Below are 19,417 nucleotides of genomic sequence, written 5' to 3' on the forward strand. Positions count from 1 at the left end.
AGAAGGAGGCCGGAATGGAAACACGTCGCCGAAAACTCAAATTCAGGGCCTGGCGGCGCGGATTCCGGGAGATGGACCTGCTGATGGGCTCTTTTGCTGATGCCCATATCGATGCGTTCGATGCAGATGCGCTCGACGAGTTCGAAGGCCTCCTCGGTGTTCCGGACTGGGAGGTCTACGCGTGGCTGATCGGCCAGAAGCCCGTGCCTGAGTCGCATCGCGGTCCGGTGCTGGACCAACTCATCGCATTCCGGTACGCCGCGCAGGGCGGTTAGCGCCGCATCCCTCTCCCTCCTGCCGCGTTCTTTGGACAATGACCCCTGTAGAGCTCCTGAAATCACTGAGCGGCCCGGCCGCCCTGTCCGGTGCGCCTTTCGGCGCGGACCTGATCGCCTTCTGCGCGGCGCTGGAGGCGCGCGGCGGGGTCGGGCTCTATGTCACGCGGGACGACAAGACTGCAGCCACTGCTCGGCGTGTGGCACAGTTTGCCGCGCCGAGGCTGGAACAGGTGGACCTGCCGAGCTGGGATACGCTGCCCTATGACCGGGTGAGCCCGACTGCAGGTGTGGCGGCCCGCCGATGCGCAGCCCTGGCGCGCCTGTCGAGATATGAGGAAGCCCAGGGGCCGATTCTTGTCGTTACGACGGCCTCTTCCCTCGTGCAGCGCGTCCCGCCCGTCAGCGTTCTGCGCCGATCCTCGTTCGCCGTCGCGCGCGGACAATCCGTAAACCAGAAGGAACTGACCGACTATCTGGCCGTGAACGGCTATTTGCGGTCGAGTACGGTTCGGGAGCAGGGCGAATTCGCCATCCGTGGCGGCATCATCGACATCTTCCCGCCGACGTCGCCTGAGCCCTACCGGCTGGATTTCTTTGGCGATACGCTCGAGACCCTGCGCACATTCGACACCGAATCCCAAAGGTCTACGGGAGAGGCCAAGGCTGTGGCCTTCGCTCCGGTCAGCGAAATCCTGTTCGACGATGATGTGCTGGCCCGGTTCCGGGAGAAATATCTCGCAGTGTTCGGTCCGCCCTCGGGTGACCCGGCCTATGAGGCCGCGCGCGCCTCGATCCGCCGTCAGGGTGTCGAAGGCTGGCTGCCCCTGTTCCATGACCATCTGGAAACCCTGTTCGACTATGCCGGCCCTGACCCGCTGATCGGGATGGGCCACCTTGCCGGAGAGGCCGCCGCCGAGCGCCTGGCCCAGGCCGACGACTATCATGCCGCGCGTCTGGAAGCTGGCGGGGGTGACGTGCGTCAGGCCAAGGTGCTCGCGCCGGAAGAATTGTATCTGACGCCGTCCGAACTGGAAGCCGGGCTGACCTCCAGAGCCACAGCACGGTTCTATCCCTCCGAGCCCAGCGCCGACGCCTTTGACCTGCAGGGGCGTCCCGGACGGGACTTCGCGCCGGAACGGCTTCAGTCCGACATCAACATCTTCGAGGCGGCCATCGCGCATGCCAAACGTCTCGGCAAGGATGGCCGCCCGGTCGTCTTTGCAGCCTGGTCAACCGGTTCGGCTGATCGACTCATCAATGTGATGGCAGATCATGGCCTGACGGATCTCGCCCTGGTGCATTCGCTCGAGGCGGCGAGCAAGACGGATTTCACCGTGGTGGAGATTCCGCTCGAGTCGGGTTTCGAGACACCGGATGTCGCGGTGATTTCGGAAGCCGACATACTTGGCGATCGTCTTGCCGGGCCGCGCCGAAAGCGGAAGACCGCGAATTTCATCTCCGATGCTGCGGCGCTCAATCCCGGCGACCTGATCGTGCATATCGACCACGGTGTGGGCCGCTATGTCGGGCTGAAGACGCTGGATGTAACCGGCGCACCCCACGATTGTCTCCATCTCGAATATGCAGGCGGCGACACGATCTTCCTGCCGGTCGAGAACATCGACCTGATCAGCCGGTACGGATCGGAAGATGCCGAAAACCAGCTGGACCGTCTGGGCGGGGCCGGCTGGCAAACCCGGAAGGCGAAGGCCAAGAAGCGCATTCTGGAGATGGCGGCCGAGTTGATGAACATCGCCGCCGCGCGCGAGTTGAAGCGCGCCGATGCGGTGAATGCAGGGCAGGGGCTGTACGAGGAATTTGCCGCGCGTTTCCCGTATGAGGAAACGGACGACCAGTTGAACGCCATCGAGGACGTCCTGGGAGATTTGGCGTCCGGCAAGCCGATGGACCGGCTTGTGTGTGGCGATGTCGGCTTCGGCAAGACGGAAGTCGCGCTGCGAGGTGCGTTTGTGGCTGCGATGAGCGGCAAGCAGGTGGCGGTCATCGCGCCAACGACCCTGCTTGCGCGTCAGCATTACAAGACCTTTGCCGAGCGGTTTGCCGGATGGCCCCTGAAAGTGCGCCAGCTGTCCCGGCTGGTCAGCGCGAAAGAGGCATCGGAAACACGTGCGGGGCTGACAGATGGCAGCGTTGACGTCGTGGTTGGCACGCATGCGCTGCTGACCAAGAGCATCGAGTTCAAACGGCTTGGCCTGCTGATTGTGGATGAAGAGCAGCGCTTTGGCGTCAAGCACAAGGAGCGCCTCAAGGAATTGAAGGCGGACGTGCACGTGCTCACACTGTCGGCAACCCCGATTCCGAGAACGCTGCAGATGGCCCTGACGGGCATTCGTGATCTCTCGATCATTGCAACGCCGCCGGTCGACCGACTGTCCGTGCGGACCTACATCACCGAGGAAGACACGGTCACTCTGCGAGAAGCGTTGCTTCGGGAGAAATATCGTGGCGGCCAGGCCTTCTTCGTCGCACCGCGCATTCAGGACCTGGATCGGCTGGAGCGGTTCCTGCGTGACAATGTGCCGGAAGTTTCCTTTATCGTTGCACACGGACAAATGGCAGCGGGAGAGCTGGAAGACATCATGACCGCCTTTTATGAAGGCAAATATGATGTGCTGCTTTCGACAACGATTGTGGAGAGCGGACTGGACATTCCCCGTGCCAACACGCTGATCATTCACCGCGCTGACATGTTCGGCCTGGCACAACTCTACCAGTTGCGGGGGCGCGTCGGACGCTCGAAGCTGCGGGCCTATGCCTATTTCACGACCCCGAAGGACAAGGTCATCACAGAGACGGCCGACCGGAGACTGAAAATCCTCCAGTCACTAGATTCCCTTGGCGCAGGATTCCAGCTGGCGAGCCACGATCTGGACATGCGCGGTTCCGGCAATCTGCTTGGCGACCAGCAATCCGGACACGTCAAGGAAGTCGGGGTAGAGCTTTACCAATCCATGCTCGAAGATGCCGTGAACGCGCTGAAGACCGGGGCGAGCGACGGGGATGAATTTGCTGATGACTGGTCACCGCAGATCAATACAGGCGCCGCTGTCCTGATTCCGGAAAGCTATGTGGAAGACCTGAACATACGCCTGTCGCTGTACCGGCGACTGTCGGAGATATCGACAGCAGCAGAACGGGAATCCTTTGCCGCCGAGTTGATCGACCGATTTGGTCCGCTGCCGGATGAGACACGGCAGTTGCTGGAAGTCACGGCCATCAAGGTGCAGTGCAAGACGCTGGGCATTTCGAAGCTGGATGCCGGAGACAAGGGAGCCGTGTTCGCATTCCGCGAAGACACGATCCTCGATCCTGCGCGCCTTCTCGATGTGGTGCGCAGCCGACCATCCCAGTTGCGCATCCGACCGGATTCGAAACTCGTTCATTCAGGCCTGGGTGGCACGCCGGAGCAGCGCCTGTTGAACATCCGTAAATTCCTGAAGGAACTGGAAGCCGCCGCCGGACTGGTGCCTGCCTAGCTGGCCCGGGATTTCTGATACACGCCGGACACGGTTTCCGTCAGCAGGCTGTCTGCATCATGATAGGCGCGTTTCTCCGTGATGCGCCATCCGAAGCGTTCGCACAGGGCAGGGGCGACACGCTTCATCTGACGGAACAGGCGATCGCAGATGTGCGCCGCGCCCTTGTAGGCCGTTGCCGGCAGACTGATCGCGAAACTTCCGTCCGGAAGGGCCGCCGGCGTATCGGTTTCCCTCAGGGTGGAGAGGATCAGGCCGGAAATCCGGGCACGCTCATCGCAGCTGAGAGGGTCATTTGCAGGATCGCGCAGCACGATGATCGACAGGGCTTCGCCACGATCCGAGGCGAGGGCAATCTGGGCATCAAGATGATGCTGGAAGAAGGCGGACGAGAACAGGCCCGTTTGCGGATCGGTGATGGGGGCGAGCTCCTGATTGCCCACAGACAGCGCGGTGCGATCGACATGCTGGCGGCCCAGCATTTCAATATGTGTCGCAAGGTCCCTGAGGCGGGATCCATGCTGAAAGACCTCGACGAGTCGGTTTGCGATTTCCATCTGAACGCCAGAAAGTGGCTGGCCCGGCTCGATCAGACCGAACAGCGGCGTTGCCTCGGCGCGCGGGCGAGCCTGGGCCAGCCACTCAGCCAGGCGCTCCGAATGCCGCATGTCGGGCGTCAGATCGATCAGGAATGCCGCGAAACGTTTCTGGCGCAGATAATCCTGTGCCGTGTGGAGACTGAACGCGGCGGTAACGGCGATGCCACGTTCACCAAGGGCCGCCTGAAGGGCCAGAAAGCGCGCGGATCCATCCCCCAGATAGAGCAGGTCCGGTACCGTTTCGGCGCGGTGTTCCAGCAAGGAGATGCCAAAAGCGGCCGCCGACCGCGCGCGCAGGTCCAGTTCGGACATGCGCGCGCTGCGCCGTGAAAGGGCTTCCAGGCGCCCACGCAGTACGGAAAGATCCCGATCCCGTGGGATGACGAGTGCATTGGAAAACCGGTTCGGATCCACGCCTTCCCCCAACAGGAGAACCGGCCGGAAATTGCGGCCCGACTGCTCTGCCAGACGTTGGATCAGTTCCGCATCCGTGCTCCGCACATCCAGAAGCACCGCGTCCGCCCCTGCACAGGAGGTTTCGGCGCTGGCCCGGAACGGACGCATCCTGCCGGAGCGAAGGCGCGACAGGATCATTTCCAGCCGGGGGCTGGTCGCAACAACTTCTACAGGCGGGTCAAGATAGACGAGGTCGTTCATAAGGTCTGGTTGGGTGCTTTCGGGCGACGTTGCGGTACCCCTTTCCTTTGTGTCGCAGCGCCTTAATGATCCGCTAAATTGACCCCGCGAGATCAAAAAAAGGTAGGACACATCATGGCACAGGGACCGTTGAACGGCGTTCGGATAGTGGAGTTTGCGGGCATCGGCCCCGGACCGTTCTGCGGCATGTTGCTGTCGGATCTGGGTGCGGATGTCATCCGCATCGACCGACCGGGCAATGGAAAGCCTGGCCGGGCCTCTGACGTGATGAGCCGGGGCCGCCGGTCCATTGGCCTGAACCTCAAGGAGCCGGCTGATGTCGAAACTGCACTCAAGCTGCTCGAAAAGGCTGACGGCCTGATCGAGGGGTTCCGGCCCGGCGTGATGGAGCGCAATGGTCTGGGGCCGGATGTGGTGCTCGGCCGCAATCCGAAACTGGTCTATGGTCGCATGACCGGGTGGGGGCAGACTGGTGCCCTGTCTCATTCCGCGGGCCATGACCTGAATTATATCGCCATCACCGGAGCCCTGCATGCGATGGGTGATGGCGACGGCCGCCCCCGGCCGCCGCTCAATCTGGTGGGCGATTATGGTGGCGGCGCGCTGTATCTGGCGATGGGCCTGCTGGCGGGCATCCTGAATGTGAAGAATGGGGGCGACGGCCAGGTCGTGGACGTGGCCATGTCAGACGGGGCGGCATCTCTCGCCACCATGTTCTACGGCATGAAGGCCATGGGCCTGTGGACCGATGAGCGCGAGGCGAACCTTCTGGATGGCGGCGCGCATTTCTACGACACCTATGAGTGCAAGGACGGCAAATGGGTGTCCATCGGGTCTATCGAACCGCAATTCTATGCCCTGCTGGTCGAGAAGGCGGGCCTGACAGATCCTGATTTCCAGGCGCAGATGGACCGGTCGAAATGGCCTTCGCTCAAGAAAAAGCTGATGGACGTGTTCAAGACGAAGACCCGCGATGAATGGTGCGAGATCATGGAAGGCACGGATATCTGTTTCGCGCCCGTCCTCTCCATGTCCGAAGCGCCGTCCTACAAGCACAATGTTGACCGGCAGACCTTTGTGGAAGTCGAAGGTGTTGTGCAACCGGCGCCGGCGCCACGTTTCTCGGCCACTCCGGGCGCCATTCAGGGACGGCCTGCGGGGCTGGGCGAGCATACCGAGGACATTCTCAAGGATTGGGGAATCCAGTAGCGCGCATTCGCCTGAAAGATGAATGGAAGGCAACCACGGGCCGGTCCCTTCGTTCAGGTTGACCCTGCTATTAACCTTCTCGTTGGGCAGAGGTCCTGAGCAGATTGCCTGGATTATTGCCCAGCGTCCTTCTTGCTAAACTTGGTCGTCCCCCGGGGCGACCCTTTTTCTTGTCCTCGCCGACTTGCACGTTAGGCTTCAGGCCGGACTTCAGCAGAATCGAGACGCAATGAAACACTTCTTCAATATCCTGCCGGCCCTGGCTCTGGCAGCCTGTGGGGCAAACCCTGATGCCCCGGCCGACGCAAAAGCCGGGCCGGAGGGCTCAATCGCCGAAATTCATGAACGCCTGCTGGTCATGGATTCGCATCTCGACACGCCTGCAAACCTCTCCCGGCCGGGCTTTGACATCATGGCGGACAATCCGACACGGCTCGGACAGGTACAGGTCGACCTGCCCAAAATGCAGCGGGGCGGCCTCGATGGCGGCTTCTGGGTCATCTATACGCCGCAGGGCCCGCTCGATGCTGCTTCCTTCGAGGCCGCGAAGCAGGCGGCGCTGACGCGGTCTGATGAAATTCTGGAAATGGTGGCTGCGCATCCGGACCATTTTGAGCTCGCTGAAACCGCGGACGATGTCGAGCGCATTGTGGCGGCGGACAGGCGCGTGGTGCTGAAATCCATCGAGAACGCCTATCCGATCGGTACCGATCTCGGTCTGGTCGAGGAATTCTACAATCGCGGCGTCCGCCTCATCGGTCCCGTCCATTTTCGCGACAACCAGTTTGCGGACAGCGCGACCGATCTGTCTGCATCCGACCTTGGCGGGCTGACACCGCTTGGCGAAGACCTTGTCCGCGAAGCCAACCGGCTGGGCATGCTGATTGACGGTTCGCACGCTGCTGGTTCCGCCGTTGAAGACATCATGGACCTCTCGACCACCCCGATCGTGCTGTCTCACACGGGCGTGTCGGCGCTTTACGACCATCCGCGCAACATCTCGGATGACTTGTTGCGCAGGGTGGCAGCGGATGGCGGCGTGATCCAGATCAATGCCCTGGGCTCCTATATCGAAGATCTGGAGCCCCCTGCAGAGCGCACCGCCGCTCTGGAGGCGCTGGCGGCAGAATTCGAGGGGCGCTCGATGTTTGAACTCTCGGATTCGGAGCGCGCAGCCTATGCGGCACGCCGTGAGGTCATTGATTCGGACTACCCGATGCCGCTGTCGAGTTTTGATGTGTTCATGGAGCAGATGCAGCACGCGCTCGAAATCGTCGGGCCCGACCATGTCGGAATGGGCGCCGACTGGGATGGCGGCGGCGGCGTTGCCGGGATGGAGGATGTCTCCTACCTGCCGAAAGTGTCAGAACGCCTGATGGCAGAAGGCTATTCGGAGGAAGATCTCCGGAAAATCTGGGGCGGAAACCTGTTGCGGGTCCTGCGCGAGGCAGAGGCCGCACGGGCAGATTAGACCATGTACTCCAGGGCTGAAGAAATTCGGTGCCCGGTGACGTTGACGGCTTGCATTGGACCCATCCTCTATGTATGAGGCCCCTTTCCAATTCACGCGCAATTTGCGCCAAACCACCGGATACCTGTTATGGCAGTCCCCAAGAGCAAAGTCTCCAAGTCCCGCCGCGGCATGCGTCGTTCGCACGACCGCCTCGACATGAACACCTATATCGAAGACGCGGAGTCCGGTGAGCTGCGCCGCCCGCACCATATCGACCTGAAGACCGGCATGTATCGTGGTCGTCAGGTGCTCGAGCCGCGCGACGACATCTAAAGGTCCTGCTGTTGCGCTTTTCGGCGCACCGGCTTAAGGGTTCCAGCGCCTCCTGCCAGAGCAGGGGGCGCTTTTTCATTTCTAGGCCGCAAAGGTACTGCCAAACATGAGCGAGATCATCGACATCCACGCCCGGGAAATTCTGGACAGCCGGGGCAACCCGACGGTCGAGGTTGATGTCACGCTGGAAGACGGCTCGGTGGGCCGCGCAGCCGTGCCGTCCGGTGCCTCGACGGGCGCCTATGAGGCCCATGAACAGCGCGACGGCGACACGGCGCGCTATCTGGGCAAGGGTGTGACCAAGGCGGTTGACGCCGTGAATGGGGAAATCTTCAACGAACTGGCCGGCCTCGACGCCACCGAGCAGCGCATGATCGACATGCTGATGATCGATCTCGACGGCACCGAGAACAAATCCCGTCTTGGCGCGAACGCCATTCTGGGCGTGTCCATGGCGCTCGCCAAGGCTGCGGCGGAAAGCTCCGCCATGCCGCTTTACCGCTATGTCGGCGGTCCCAATGCGCGGGTTTTGCCGACCCCGATGATGAACATCATCAATGGCGGCGCGCACGCGGACAATCCGATCGACATCCAGGAATTCATGGTCATGCCGGTCAGCGCCGACAGCCTGGCGGATTCGGTACGGATGGGGGCGGAAGTTTTCCACGCCCTGAAGAAAACGCTCAGCGCGGCAGGCCACAACACCAATGTCGGGGACGAGGGCGGCTTCGCTCCGAACCTGGCGTCGACGGATGAGGCCATCGGCTTCATCATGAAGGCCATCGAGAAGGCGGGTTACACGCCGGGCGAGGATATTGCCCTGGCACTTGACGCCGCCTCGACCGAATTCTTCAAGAACGGCAAGTATGAGCTTGCTGGCGAAGGCAAGTCCCTCGGCTCGGACGAGTTTGCGGCGTACCTGGCCGATCTGTGTGCCCGGTACCCGATCATTTCAATCGAGGACGGCATGGCCGAGGACGATTGGGATGGCTGGGTTGCCCTGACCGAGTCGATCGGGGATCGCGTGCAGCTGGTTGGTGACGATTTGTTCGTGACCAATCCTGACCGCCTGTCCATCGGACTGCAGAAGGGCGCGGCAAACTCCATTCTCGTGAAGGTCAACCAGATCGGCACGCTGTCCGAGACGCTGGACGCTGTGGAGCTGGCCCATTTGCATGGATACACGGCTGTGATGTCCCACCGGTCCGGCGAGACCGAAGATGCCACCATTGCCGACCTGGCCGTCGCCACGAATTGCGGACAGATCAAGACCGGTTCGCTGTCGCGTTCCGACCGGATCGCGAAGTACAACCAGCTGATTCGGATCGAGGAAGAGCTGGGGCCGGTGGGAATCTTCGCCGGACGTTCGCGCATCAACGCAGCCTGAACGGCCGTGTCATGAGTGGGCCGGCGGTGATCACGCTCTCTTAACCATACCACGATTAGGTGGGGTCATGAGATCGCGATTCGAGGCCGTCGGCCTGTCCCTCCTTGTGCTCTATTTTGCTTACCACGCCTTTGCGGGGGAGAAGGGTCTTGGCCGCTGGTCAGATGCCCAGCTGGAGCTGGAGGACCGCAAGGCGGAGCTGGTTCGCCTGGAAGCGGAAATCACCCGACTGAGAACCGATATTCGCCGCCTGACACCCGGGTCAGTCGACCCCGATTTCGTGGAAGCCATGGCACGCGACAAGCTGGCCTTCGTTTACCCGAACGAAATTGTTCTCCTGACTTCGGAACCGAGCTCTGCAAATTGACATAGTTGTTCTGACTTGTCCCTGCGTTACTGCGCATACATAAGTCTGGAAAAGGGTTGGAGCACATTGCATGGCGACTAAAGCAAAAAGTACCAAAAAGGCACCTTCCAAGGCCGGCAAGGCGGAGATGCTGAAATACTATCGGGACATGCTCCTGATCCGACGGTTCGAGGAAAAGGCGGGCCAACTCTACGGCATGGGCAAGATTGCCGGCTTCTGCCACCTCTATATCGGCCAGGAAGCCGTCGTAACCGGTATGCAGGCCTGCCTCAAAGAAGGCGACCAGATCATCACCGGGTATCGCGATCATGGTCACATGCTGGCCTGCGACATGGATCCACGCGGTGTCATGGCCGAACTGACCGGACGCATTGGCGGCCTCTCGAAAGGGAAGGGCGGCTCGATGCACATGTTCTCCAAGGAAAAGAATTTCTATGGCGGGCACGGCATTGTCGGCGCCCAGGTGCCCATCGGCACCGGCCTGGCCTTCGCCAACAAGTATCGCGGCCTGGACAACGTTGCCGTCGCGTATTTCGGCGATGGCGCCGCCAATCAGGGCCAGGTCTATGAAGCCTTCAACATGGCGTCTCTCTGGGACCTTCCCGTCGTCTATGTCATCGAGAACAACATGTACGCCATGGGCACCAGTGTTGCCCGCCACGCCTCGGAAACCGAATTGTACAAACGGGGCATCTCTTTCGAGATTGAAGGCGAGGAAGTGGACGGCATGGATGTTCTGGCCGTTCGCGCCGCCGGTGAAAAGGCGGTGAAATATGCGCGTTCCGGCAAGGGGCCCTACATCCTCGAAATGAAGACCTACCGGTATCGTGGGCACTCCATGTCAGACCCCGCCAAATACCGGAAACGGGAAGAGGTCGACGATATCCGGTCTCACCACGATCCGATTGAAGGGCTCAAAGCACAACTTCTCGAACTCGGACATGCCAGCGAGGACGAGTTGAAGAATATCGACAAGGAGATCAAGGGCATCGTCAAGGAAGCCGCCGATTTCTCCCTCGAGAGCCCTGAACCTGATCCTTCCGAACTCTGGACCGATGTCCTGAAAGACGTCGAGGTCGCCTGATGAACATCATGCGCGCCCCCCGACCGTCTGCCATCCTGCATTCCGGAGCCAAATAATGTCCGTAGATATTCTCATGCCCGCCCTGTCGCCGACCATGGAAGAGGGCACCTTGTCGAAATGGCTGAAGCAGGAAGGCGACTCGATCTCTTCCGGCGACGTCATCGCTGAAATCGAAACCGACAAGGCGACAATGGAAGTTGAAGCCGTCGACGAAGGCGTGCTGGCCAAGATACTGGTGCCGGAAGGTACCGAAGGCGTGAAGGTCAACGCAGTGATCGCCGTGCTTGCCGAAGAGGGTGAAGATGCCTCTTCGGTAGAAGCAAAGGGCGATGGCAGTGCCACCCAAAAGGCGCCTGAGCCCGACGCGCCAGCAAGCGATGCTGGCGACAGCGCGCCTGAACAGGTTGATGCGCCAAAGGCCGCCGTATTGTCCGACCCGGCCATTCCCGAAGGAACAAGTTTTACTGAAACCACCGTCCGCGATGCTCTGCGCGATGCCATGGCCGAAGAAATGCGCCGCGACGAAACCGTCTTCGTCATGGGCGAGGAAGTGGCCGAGTATCAAGGGGCCTACAAGGTCACCCGCGAATTGCTGCAGGAATTCGGTGCCCGGCGTGTCGTGGATACACCGATCACGGAACACGGGTTTGCCGGCCTGGGAGTTGGGGCCGCCTTCGCCGGACTGAAACCGATCGTCGAATTCATGACGTTCAATTTCGCCATGCAGGCCATCGACCAGATCGTGAATTCCGCCGCCAAGACCCTCTATATGTCGGGCGGCCAGATGGGATGTCCGATCGTGTTCCGCGGTCCGAATGGTGCGGCCACGCGGGTCGGCGCGCAACACAGCCAGGACTATTCAGCCTGGTACGGTCAAATTCCCGGTCTGAAAGTGGTTGCGCCATATGACGCGGCTGACGCGAAAGGCCTGTTGAAGGCAGCCATCCGGGACCCGAACCCGGTCGTCTTCCTCGAGCATGAACTGCTTTATGGAAACAGCTTCCCCGTGCCGGATCTCGACGATCACGTTCTGCCGCTCGGCAAGGCGGCCATCAAGCGCACGGGGTCCGACGTTACGCTGGTCGCGCATTCCCGCATGGTCGGATTTGCACTCCAGGCAGCCGAGACGCTGGCGGAGCAGGGGATCGATGCGGAAGTCATCGATTTGCGCACCATTCGCCCGCTGGACACCGACACGGTGATCGAAAGCGTGAAAAAGACCAATCGCATCGTCTGTTGTGAAGAAGGCTGGCGGTTCTTCGGTGTCGGCGCAGAAATTGCGGCCACAGTGACAGCGGAAGCGTTCGACTATCTCGATGCGCCACCTGCACGCGTTCACCAGAAAGATGTGCCCCTGCCTTATGCGGCCAATCTGGAGGCGCTCAGCCTGCCGGGCGCGAATGATATTGTCGAAGCCGCACGGAGGGTCTGCTATGTCGACTGAGAAACGTGAGCTCAAGGCACCGCCGTCGATCGACTCCACCCAAACGGCGCAGGAAATGATCCGCTTCTGGATTGCCGACAATACCGACCATGTCAGCCTGCGGGTGGGCGAAGCAGCCGATCCTGCGACCGAGCCGACGATGTGGGGATTCATCCTGGGTGATATCGCCAAGCATGTGACCGATGCGTTCAAGGACCACCACCCGGAGGGTCCCGAGAAGGAAGACATCATCAAGGAAATCGTGACCGGCTTCCTCAATCGCATTCAGTTCGGCCCGCGTTCGCCGGGCGACGTCAAGAAGATGGGTGACTGAGATGGCTATCAACATCACCATGCCCGCGCTCTCTCCCACGATGGAAGAAGGCACGCTGGCCAAATGGCTCGTGAAGGAAGGCGACACGGTCTCTTCGGGCGACATCATAGCCGAAATCGAGACGGACAAGGCGACGATGGAAGTCGAGGCCGTCGATGAAGGAACTGTCGCAAAGATACTGATTGATGCCGGCACCGAAGGCGTGAAGGTCAATGAAGTGATTGCGGTGCTGGCGGAAGAGGGCGAAGACGCTGCATCCGTCCAGGCGCCCGCCAAGTCGGATGCCCCCAAGGACGCCGCTCCGGCCCAAACATCCGAGCCGGCCAAGTCAGATGAGAAGGCACCGGCACCTGCTCCGGAAAAGGCTTCGACGCCGGTTCAGGAAATGTCAAAGTCCCCATTGCCATCTGCAAACGCAGCCGACGGCCGTATCAAGGCCAGCCCGCTGGCGCGCCGCATCGCCGACATGAAGGGGTTGGACCTGTCCGCCCTGAAGGGCACAGGCCCGCGCGGCCGCATCATCAAGCGGGATGTGGAAGGCGCCAAGGCGTCCCCGGCCGGAGCTTCGGCCGGTGCTGTCGCCCAACCGGATGGTCTGATCCTGCCACAAGTGCTGGATGACCGCATCTATGCCCCGGACAGCTACGAGCTTGTCCCGCTGGATGGCATGCGCAAGACCGTGGCCAAGCGTCTGACCACCAGCTTCATGCAGGTGCCGCATTTCCCGCTGAATATCGATCTCTCGCTGGACCATTTGCTTGCCAGCCGCGCGGCGATCAATGCTGCCGCGCCGGAAGGCGTAAAGGTGTCGGTCAACGACATGTTGATCAAGGCTGCCGCAATGGCGCTGATCGACGAGCCGGATTGCAATGCTTCCTATACCGACAAGGGCATTGCGTATCACAAGCACGCACATGTCTCGGTTGCGGTTGCGATCGATGGCGGTCTGATCACACCGGTGATCTTCAATGCCGAGACCAAGGGGCTCGCCGAGATATCCGAAGAGATGAAGGACCTTGCGAGCCGAGCCCGCGAGCGGAAGCTGAAGCCGCAGGAGTATACCGGTGGCACGTTCAGCATTTCGAACCTCGGCATGTTCGGCATCAAGAGCTTTGCGTCCATCATCAATCCGCCCGAAGGCATGATCCTGTCGGTCGGCGCCGGGGAGAAACGCGCCGTGGTGGACGAGACAGGCAATCTGGTTGCCCGAACCGTGTTGACGGTGACGCTGACATGCGACCACCGCGTGATCGGCGGCGCTGAAGGCGCGAAATGGCTGCAGGCCTTCAAGCGCTATGTCGAAACACCGGAGGCAATGCTGCTCTGATGTCCCGGTTTGCGCTTATGCTGGTCAGCCTGGCCTTCCTTACCGGCTGTTCCGGCGAGCGCGAGGTGGGCAGCGACGCGTCCGGACACGATACGGCACAGCTCAGTGCAATTGCGTCCGACCTCGCGATTCAGAAAGGCATGAGCCTTCTGTGTGAACGGGAGCAGCCTGACCATCTGTCGTACTTCATGGCCGATTTGCGCCAGGAGAGCGTTGACCCGGCCGTTCGTGAACGAATTGCGGAAGAAAGCGTCGAGATGATGAACAAGATTTCGACCGAGGAACCGGAATACATCTGCACGCCGGAAATGTTCGAGAGCGCGGACTTGCGCGCAACCGAGGCACTTATCGCCTGGGATGAAATGAGAGGAATAACCCAATGAGCACGCAATATGATCTCATCGTGATCGGGTCGGGTCCGGGCGGCTATGTGGCGGCCATCCGCGCCTCGCAGCTTGGCATGAAGACCGCCATCGTCGAACGCGAGAGCCTTGGCGGTATTTGTCTTAATTGGGGCTGCATTCCGACCAAGGCCCTGCTGCGCTCTGCCGAAGTGCTCCGGTTGGCAAAGCACGGCAAGGATTATGGCCTGAAGATCGACAAGGCCGATTTCGATCTCGATGCGGTTGTCAAACGCTCGCGGGGCGTCGCCAATCAGCTGTCGACCGGCGTCAAATTCCTGATGAAGAAGAACAAGATCGACGTCATTGAAGGGACGGCCCGACTGGAAAAAGGCGCCCCGGCGCCGAAAGTCATCGTCAAGGATGCGTCTGGCAAGGACACAACCTATCAGGCCAAGCATGTCATGCTGGCCACCGGCGCCCGCGCGCGGGATATTCCGCAAGCCGGACTGGTTGCCGACAAGAAGCTGATCTGGACCTATCGTGAAGCCATGACTCCTGACGTGATGCCGAAGCGTCTGCTCGTCATCGGATCCGGCGCAATCGGGATCGAGTTTGCCAGTTTCTATCACGAACTTGGCGCAGACGTGACCGTTGCCGAAGTGATGGATCGGATCCTGCCGGTAGAGGACGAGGAAATTTCGAAACTCGCCGAGAAGGACTTCAAGAAGCAGGGCCTGAACATCGTCACCGGAGCCAGGGTCGAGAACCTGAAGGCTGGTAAGTCCAGCGTGACTGCAGACATCACCGACAAGACAGGAAAGAAGGAGTCGAAGGAATTCGACCGCGTGATCCTGGCGGTTGGAATTGTCGGCAATGTCGAAAATCTCGGCCTGGAAGCGCTCGGCGTGAAAATCGAGAAGACCCATGTGACGGTCGACAGTTTCGGACGCACCGGCGTGCCCGGCCTGTATGCCATCGGTGACCTGACCGGACCGCCCTGGCTGGCGCACAAGGCCTCCCATGAAGGCGTTGTGTGCGTCGAAGGCATTGCCGGTGCCAATCATGCTGAACCCTTCGATCCGTGGAATGTGCCCGGTTGCACCTATGCCCATCCCCAGGTGGCCAGTGTCGGTCTGACCGAAAAGGCCGCCAAGGAGAAAGGCTACGACATCAAGGTCGGCCGCTTCCCCTTCATCGGCAATGGCAAGGCCATCGCGCTTGGTGAGTCCGACGGCCTGGTGAAAACGATCTTCGACAAGAAGACCGGTGAATTGCTGGGTGCACACATGATTGGCGCGGAAGTGACCGAGCTGATCCAGGGCTATGTCATTGCCCGGCAGGGTGAACTGACCGAGCAGGATCTGGCGCACACGATCTTCCCGCATCCGACCATTTCCGAAACCATGCACGAATCCGTACTGGACGCCGAAGGGCGGGTCATCCACGTCTAGGCGACCGGCGGCAAATCGGGTTAAACCTGTTGGCATGACAACAGGATTGCTGACATGAGCCGCAGATTCGGGCCGGGCATGCTGGTTGCGGCCGGCTTTGTCGGACCCGGAACGGTGACCGCCTGCACGCTCGCCGGCGCCAATTATGGGTTTGCTCTGATCTGGGCGCTCGTCTTCGCAACGGTCGCGACGATCGTTCTGCAGGAAATGGCGGCACGGCTCGGCCTCGCCTCCGGGCACGGGCTCGCGGCCTCCATGATCGCTCCGGAGAATGGGCCGGTGGTGAAATGGACGATCATGGCGCTCGGCATCTCTGCCATTGGCGTCGGGAATTCAGCGTATGAAGCGGGAAACCTCGCCGGTGGCGCGCTGGGCGTTGAAGCCATCATCGGTACCGCGGCGATTACGCATGGTCACATCGTGGTCGTGCTGTCCGTCATAGCGGCAGGATTTCTCCTGTTCGGACACTATCGGCACATCGAAAAACTGCTCATTGGACTGGTCCTCATCATGAGCCTGGCCTTTGTGGGCAGTCTGCTCATCACACGGCCTGACCTGTCGGCCTGGATCGCCGGGCTTGTGCCGCGCCTTCCGGATCAGAGCCTGCTGACGGCAATGGCGCTCATCGGCACGACGATCGTTCCGTACAATCTCTTCCTTCACGCCGCGACCGTACGTGACAAATGGGAGCCGCATTCCGACACCAGCATTCGGCACGCGCGCACCGATACGGTGGTCTCGATCGGATTGGGTGGTCTCGTGTCCATCCTGATCCTGTCGACAGCCGGGGCAAGCCTGTTCGGCACGGGGATCGAGGTCGCGTCCGCTGCGGACATGGCCGATGCCATTGAACCCGCCTATGGCCCGGTGGCGAAATATCTCGTCGGGCTGGGATTGTTCGCGGCCGGTCTTTCGTCCGCCATTACCGCTCCGCTCGCCACAGCTTATGCCTTGTCGGAGTTTGGTGGTTTTCCCCGCAATGGCAGGGTCTTTCGCGCCATTACGCTGACCGTGCTGATCATTGGCGCGCTGGCCGCCCTTCTACACGTTCGGCCCGTCAGCCTGATCCTGTTTGCCCAAGTGGCCAATGGCCTGATCCTGCCCATTCTGGCGGTCTTCCTGCTGATTGCCATGAACCGCCGGGATCTCTTGGGCAAGCACGTCAATTCCAGTCTTGCCAATTTGCTGGGAGGTCTGGTCGTCCTGATCACGTTCGGCCTCGGCTTGCGCCTGATCCTGCGCGCCCTAAATGTCTGGGTATGAGTCGTTCAGTCTGTCTCAATTCCGATATTGGTGAACTGCCCGGCGAATCCGGCCGGGCGCTGGATCGGGCCATTCTGGATGTGGTCAGCCGGTGCAGCATAGCCTGCGGCGGTCATGCCGGAGACGATGAAAGCATGCGCGCCACCTTGAAAGCGGCAAAAGCCCGGAACGTCGTGGCTGGTGCTCATCCATCCTATCCGGACAAGGCGAATTTCGGCCGAACATCCATGGCGCTGCAGCCTGACGAACTGGACGCCACTCTTCGCCAGCAGGTACGCAATCTGACCAGCCTGGCCCGGCAAGCGGGCGTGACCATCGATCATTTGAAGCCACACGGCGCGCTCTACAATGATGCCGCTGGCAGTCCCGATCTGGCGCGGACAATTGTGCGCACGGCGCGCGAACACCGCATTCGTGCGATTATCGGTCCGCCGGGCTCGGCCCTTCAGCAACAGGCTGAACTCGCGGGGCTGGACTTTCTGTCCGAAGGCTTCGCAGACCGGCGGTACAATCCGGATGGCACGCTGGTATCCCGCACCGCGCCGGATGCCATGCTCTGCGCGATAGATGACCAGATCGCTCAGGTCATCCGCATGATCGAACTTGGCACGGTAGAAGCGCGAGACGGCACCACGATTTCGCTTCAGGTCGATACGATCTGCCTGCATGGTGATACCGGCGGCGCCGTGCAATCAGCACTGGCCCTGCGGGATGCCCTGCAGGCGAAGGGCATCGAAATTCGTGCCCAGCTGGCCGCATGAAAGCTGTGGAGATCCTTCCTTGCGGGGATGATGCCCTGCGGCTCGTCACACCAGAGCCGGAAACACGGCATGCCCTGGCTGCGTATCTCCTTCAAACCGGCCCGTGGCAGGAAGTGGTCATTGGCCGGTCCTCTGTCACTGTCCAGTTCGACCCGGTGGGCATTACGCCTTCCAAGGCCCATTCTGTGCTGCTGGCGCAGATCTCGTCTGCCACCATGCGATCTGTGCAGACGCCGGAACCCGTGAACCTGCGAATAAACACACAGGCCGGCGATGGCCCTGACCTGGATCGTCTGGCGCAGCAGAACAGACTTCCGAAGGAAATATTCCTGTCCCGCCTGAAAGAGTCACCGCTGGTTGTGGACATGCTCGGCTTTGCCCCGGGGTTTGCGTATGTAGCCGGTGCAGACGCGGGATTGCGCGGCGCGCGACTGGAGCATCCGCGCCAATCGGTGCCAGCGGGATCGGTTGGATTCATTGAGGGCTATCTCGGCATCTATGCGCTGGACGGTCCCGGGGGCTGGCCCATTATCGGGCGCACAGACGCGTCCCTGTTCGACGCTGCGCGCGATCCGCCCTTTCTCCTCACCGCAGGCACCCCGATCAGGATCGAGTGGGTTTGATGGCGGCGCTCCAAATCATCAAATCCGGCGTGCAGGCGACATTGCAGGGCGCACCGCGTTCCGGCCATCGACATCTGGGCGTGCCATGGTCCGGTGCAGCCGACAGTGTCTCCCTCGCGCTTGCCAACAGGCTGGCGGGAAACCGTGCCGCCGAAACCGGAATCGAGATCACCTATGGAAATTTCAGCGTGGAATTCTGCGCCGACCTCGCTGTCGCGGTCACTGGTGCCGAGGCAAGCTTCACGCTGAATGGACAGACGGCACCGTTTCACGAGACATTGTTTGTGCAAAAGGGCGACATCCTTGAGCTGGGCAGCCCCGACACAGGCCTGAGAACCTATATTGCCGTTTCAGGCGGGATTCGCGCCGACATCTTCCTCGACAGTCCATCCACCTACCTGCCGGCAGGATTTGGCGGACATGAGGGACGCGCACTCAAATCCGACGACGTGCTAGAAACCGCGCGAAGCGAAAGGACGTTGCCTCAACGCACCAGAACGCCGGATGCGCTGCGCTATCCGATCAGTTCCAGCTTTGCGCTGCGAGCAACGGAAGGGCCGGATTATTCCGATCGTTGCGCTACTTTGTGGACGGAGCAGTTCCGCGCCACGCGCCGGGCGAGCCGAATCGGGTTCGAGATTGAGGGAAACTTGCCTCCGGATCGTGATGGGCATTCGGGGAACCTTCCCAGCGCCGGACTCTTTCCGGGCGCATTGCAGGTGCCGCCACAGGGAAGGGGGTTCCTTCTGCTGTCTGATTGCCAGACAACCGGCGGATACCCACATCTTCTTCAGGTAAACCGCTCAGACCGGCACCAATTGGGCCAGGTGCGTCCCGGAGACAGCGTGATCTTCCTGCACCGGTCTGCAGACCAGGCCGCGGAAGACTTGCGAGACAAGCATGCCTTGTTGTCATCATGGGTGCCCGACATTGTCCTCTAGGCCTTCCGTGTTCACCTGTTCACGGCCCGATTAACCAGTTGGTGAGGATTGCGGTCATGAGAAGAGAAGGGGTAGGCAGGCCGAGA

Annotated in this window: 18 protein-coding genes; 17 read left to right on the top strand and 1 reads right to left on the bottom strand. The window is 61.0% G+C overall.

The annotated features are described in order from the left end of the window. The first annotated feature begins 14 nt into the window (after nt 1-14). Both HF955_RS15560 and mfd read left to right on the top strand, forming a co-directional pair. A complete protein-coding gene (locus HF955_RS15560; RefSeq protein ID WP_291076410.1) occupies nt 15-275 on the top strand; it encodes a succinate dehydrogenase assembly factor 2 in 261 nt (86 codons plus the stop codon). Between the two features lie 38 nt (nt 276-313). Continuing rightward, nucleotides 314-3,775, top strand: a complete 3,462-nt coding sequence (gene mfd, locus HF955_RS15565; protein ID WP_291076412.1) for a transcription-repair coupling factor — start codon at nt 314-316, stop codon at nt 3,773-3,775. Here mfd and HF955_RS15570 read toward each other — a convergent pair. After that, nucleotides 3,772-5,031: a hypothetical protein gene (locus HF955_RS15570; RefSeq protein WP_291076414.1), complete on the bottom strand. Its 1,260-nt coding sequence runs from the start codon at nt 5,029-5,031 to the stop codon at nt 3,772-3,774. The genes mfd and HF955_RS15570 overlap by 4 nt on opposite strands. 114 nt (nt 5,032-5,145) lie before the next feature. Between HF955_RS15570 and HF955_RS15575 the strand changes: the two genes are divergently transcribed. The 15 genes from HF955_RS15575 (at nt 5,146) to HF955_RS15645 (ending at nt 19,331) form a co-directional block, all read left to right on the top strand. Then, complete coding sequence (locus HF955_RS15575; protein ID WP_291076416.1) at nt 5,146-6,240, top strand: CaiB/BaiF CoA-transferase family protein; 1,095 nt, start codon at nt 5,146-5,148, stop codon at nt 6,238-6,240. 229 nt (nt 6,241-6,469) lie between these two features. Then, nucleotides 6,470-7,711: a dipeptidase gene (locus HF955_RS15580; RefSeq protein WP_291076418.1), complete on the top strand. Its 1,242-nt coding sequence runs from the start codon at nt 6,470-6,472 to the stop codon at nt 7,709-7,711. Nucleotides 7,712-7,840: 129 nt separating this feature from the next. Then, a complete protein-coding gene (gene rpmF, locus HF955_RS15585; protein WP_027837472.1) occupies nt 7,841-8,026 on the top strand; it encodes a 50S ribosomal protein L32 in 186 nt (61 codons plus the stop codon). 106 nt (nt 8,027-8,132) lie between these two features. Beyond that, a complete protein-coding gene (gene eno / locus HF955_RS15590) occupies nt 8,133-9,413 on the top strand; it encodes a phosphopyruvate hydratase (RefSeq protein WP_291076421.1) in 1,281 nt (426 codons plus the stop codon). Nucleotides 9,414-9,480: 67 nt separating this feature from the next. After that, complete coding sequence (locus tag HF955_RS15595) at nt 9,481-9,780, top strand: septum formation initiator family protein (protein ID WP_027837470.1); 300 nt, start codon at nt 9,481-9,483, stop codon at nt 9,778-9,780. A 70-nt stretch (nt 9,781-9,850) separates the two neighbouring features. After that, entirely contained in the window at nt 9,851-10,864 is a 1,014-nt protein-coding gene (pdhA, locus tag HF955_RS15600) for a pyruvate dehydrogenase (acetyl-transferring) E1 component subunit alpha (protein ID WP_027837469.1), read from the top strand. A 55-nt stretch (nt 10,865-10,919) separates the two neighbouring features. Then, the gene (locus tag HF955_RS15605; protein ID WP_291076425.1) at nt 10,920-12,308 is read left to right on the top strand and encodes a pyruvate dehydrogenase complex E1 component subunit beta; all 1,389 of its coding nucleotides are present in this window, start codon (nt 10,920-10,922) and stop codon (nt 12,306-12,308) included. Further along, a complete protein-coding gene (locus tag HF955_RS15610; protein WP_291076427.1) occupies nt 12,298-12,621 on the top strand; it encodes a DUF5076 domain-containing protein in 324 nt (107 codons plus the stop codon). Before HF955_RS15605 ends, HF955_RS15610 begins: the two co-directional genes overlap by 11 nt. Nucleotide 12,622: 1 nt before the next feature. Beyond that, nucleotides 12,623-13,948 carry a pyruvate dehydrogenase complex dihydrolipoamide acetyltransferase gene (locus tag HF955_RS15615; RefSeq protein ID WP_291076429.1) on the top strand — a complete coding sequence of 442 codons (1,326 nt, stop codon included), beginning with the start codon at nt 12,623-12,625 and terminating at the stop codon, nt 13,946-13,948. Then, complete coding sequence (locus HF955_RS15620; RefSeq protein ID WP_291076431.1) at nt 13,948-14,331, top strand: hypothetical protein; 384 nt, start codon at nt 13,948-13,950, stop codon at nt 14,329-14,331. Before HF955_RS15615 ends, HF955_RS15620 begins: the two co-directional genes overlap by 1 nt. Continuing rightward, nucleotides 14,328-15,743: a dihydrolipoyl dehydrogenase gene (lpdA, locus tag HF955_RS15625; RefSeq protein ID WP_291076432.1), complete on the top strand. Its 1,416-nt coding sequence runs from the start codon at nt 14,328-14,330 to the stop codon at nt 15,741-15,743. The genes HF955_RS15620 and lpdA overlap by 4 nt, the downstream gene beginning before the upstream one ends. A gap of 54 nt (nt 15,744-15,797) precedes the next feature. Beyond that, a complete protein-coding gene (locus HF955_RS15630; RefSeq protein WP_291076434.1) occupies nt 15,798-17,006 on the top strand; it encodes an Nramp family divalent metal transporter in 1,209 nt (402 codons plus the stop codon). Continuing rightward, nucleotides 17,003-17,767: a 5-oxoprolinase subunit PxpA gene (pxpA, locus tag HF955_RS15635; protein ID WP_291076436.1), complete on the top strand. Its 765-nt coding sequence runs from the start codon at nt 17,003-17,005 to the stop codon at nt 17,765-17,767. Before HF955_RS15630 ends, pxpA begins: the two co-directional genes overlap by 4 nt. After that, nucleotides 17,764-18,390, top strand: a complete 627-nt coding sequence (locus HF955_RS15640) for a carboxyltransferase domain-containing protein (protein ID WP_291076438.1) — start codon at nt 17,764-17,766, stop codon at nt 18,388-18,390. The genes pxpA and HF955_RS15640 overlap by 4 nt, the downstream gene beginning before the upstream one ends. Beyond that, nucleotides 18,390-19,331 carry a biotin-dependent carboxyltransferase family protein gene (locus HF955_RS15645; protein ID WP_291076440.1) on the top strand — a complete coding sequence of 314 codons (942 nt, stop codon included), beginning with the start codon at nt 18,390-18,392 and terminating at the stop codon, nt 19,329-19,331. The genes HF955_RS15640 and HF955_RS15645 overlap by 1 nt, the downstream gene beginning before the upstream one ends. Nucleotides 19,332-19,417 lie beyond the last annotated feature (86 nt).

The organism is Hyphomonas sp. (genome assembly GCF_017792385.1).
Lineage (GTDB): Bacteria > Pseudomonadota > Alphaproteobacteria > Caulobacterales > Hyphomonadaceae > Hyphomonas.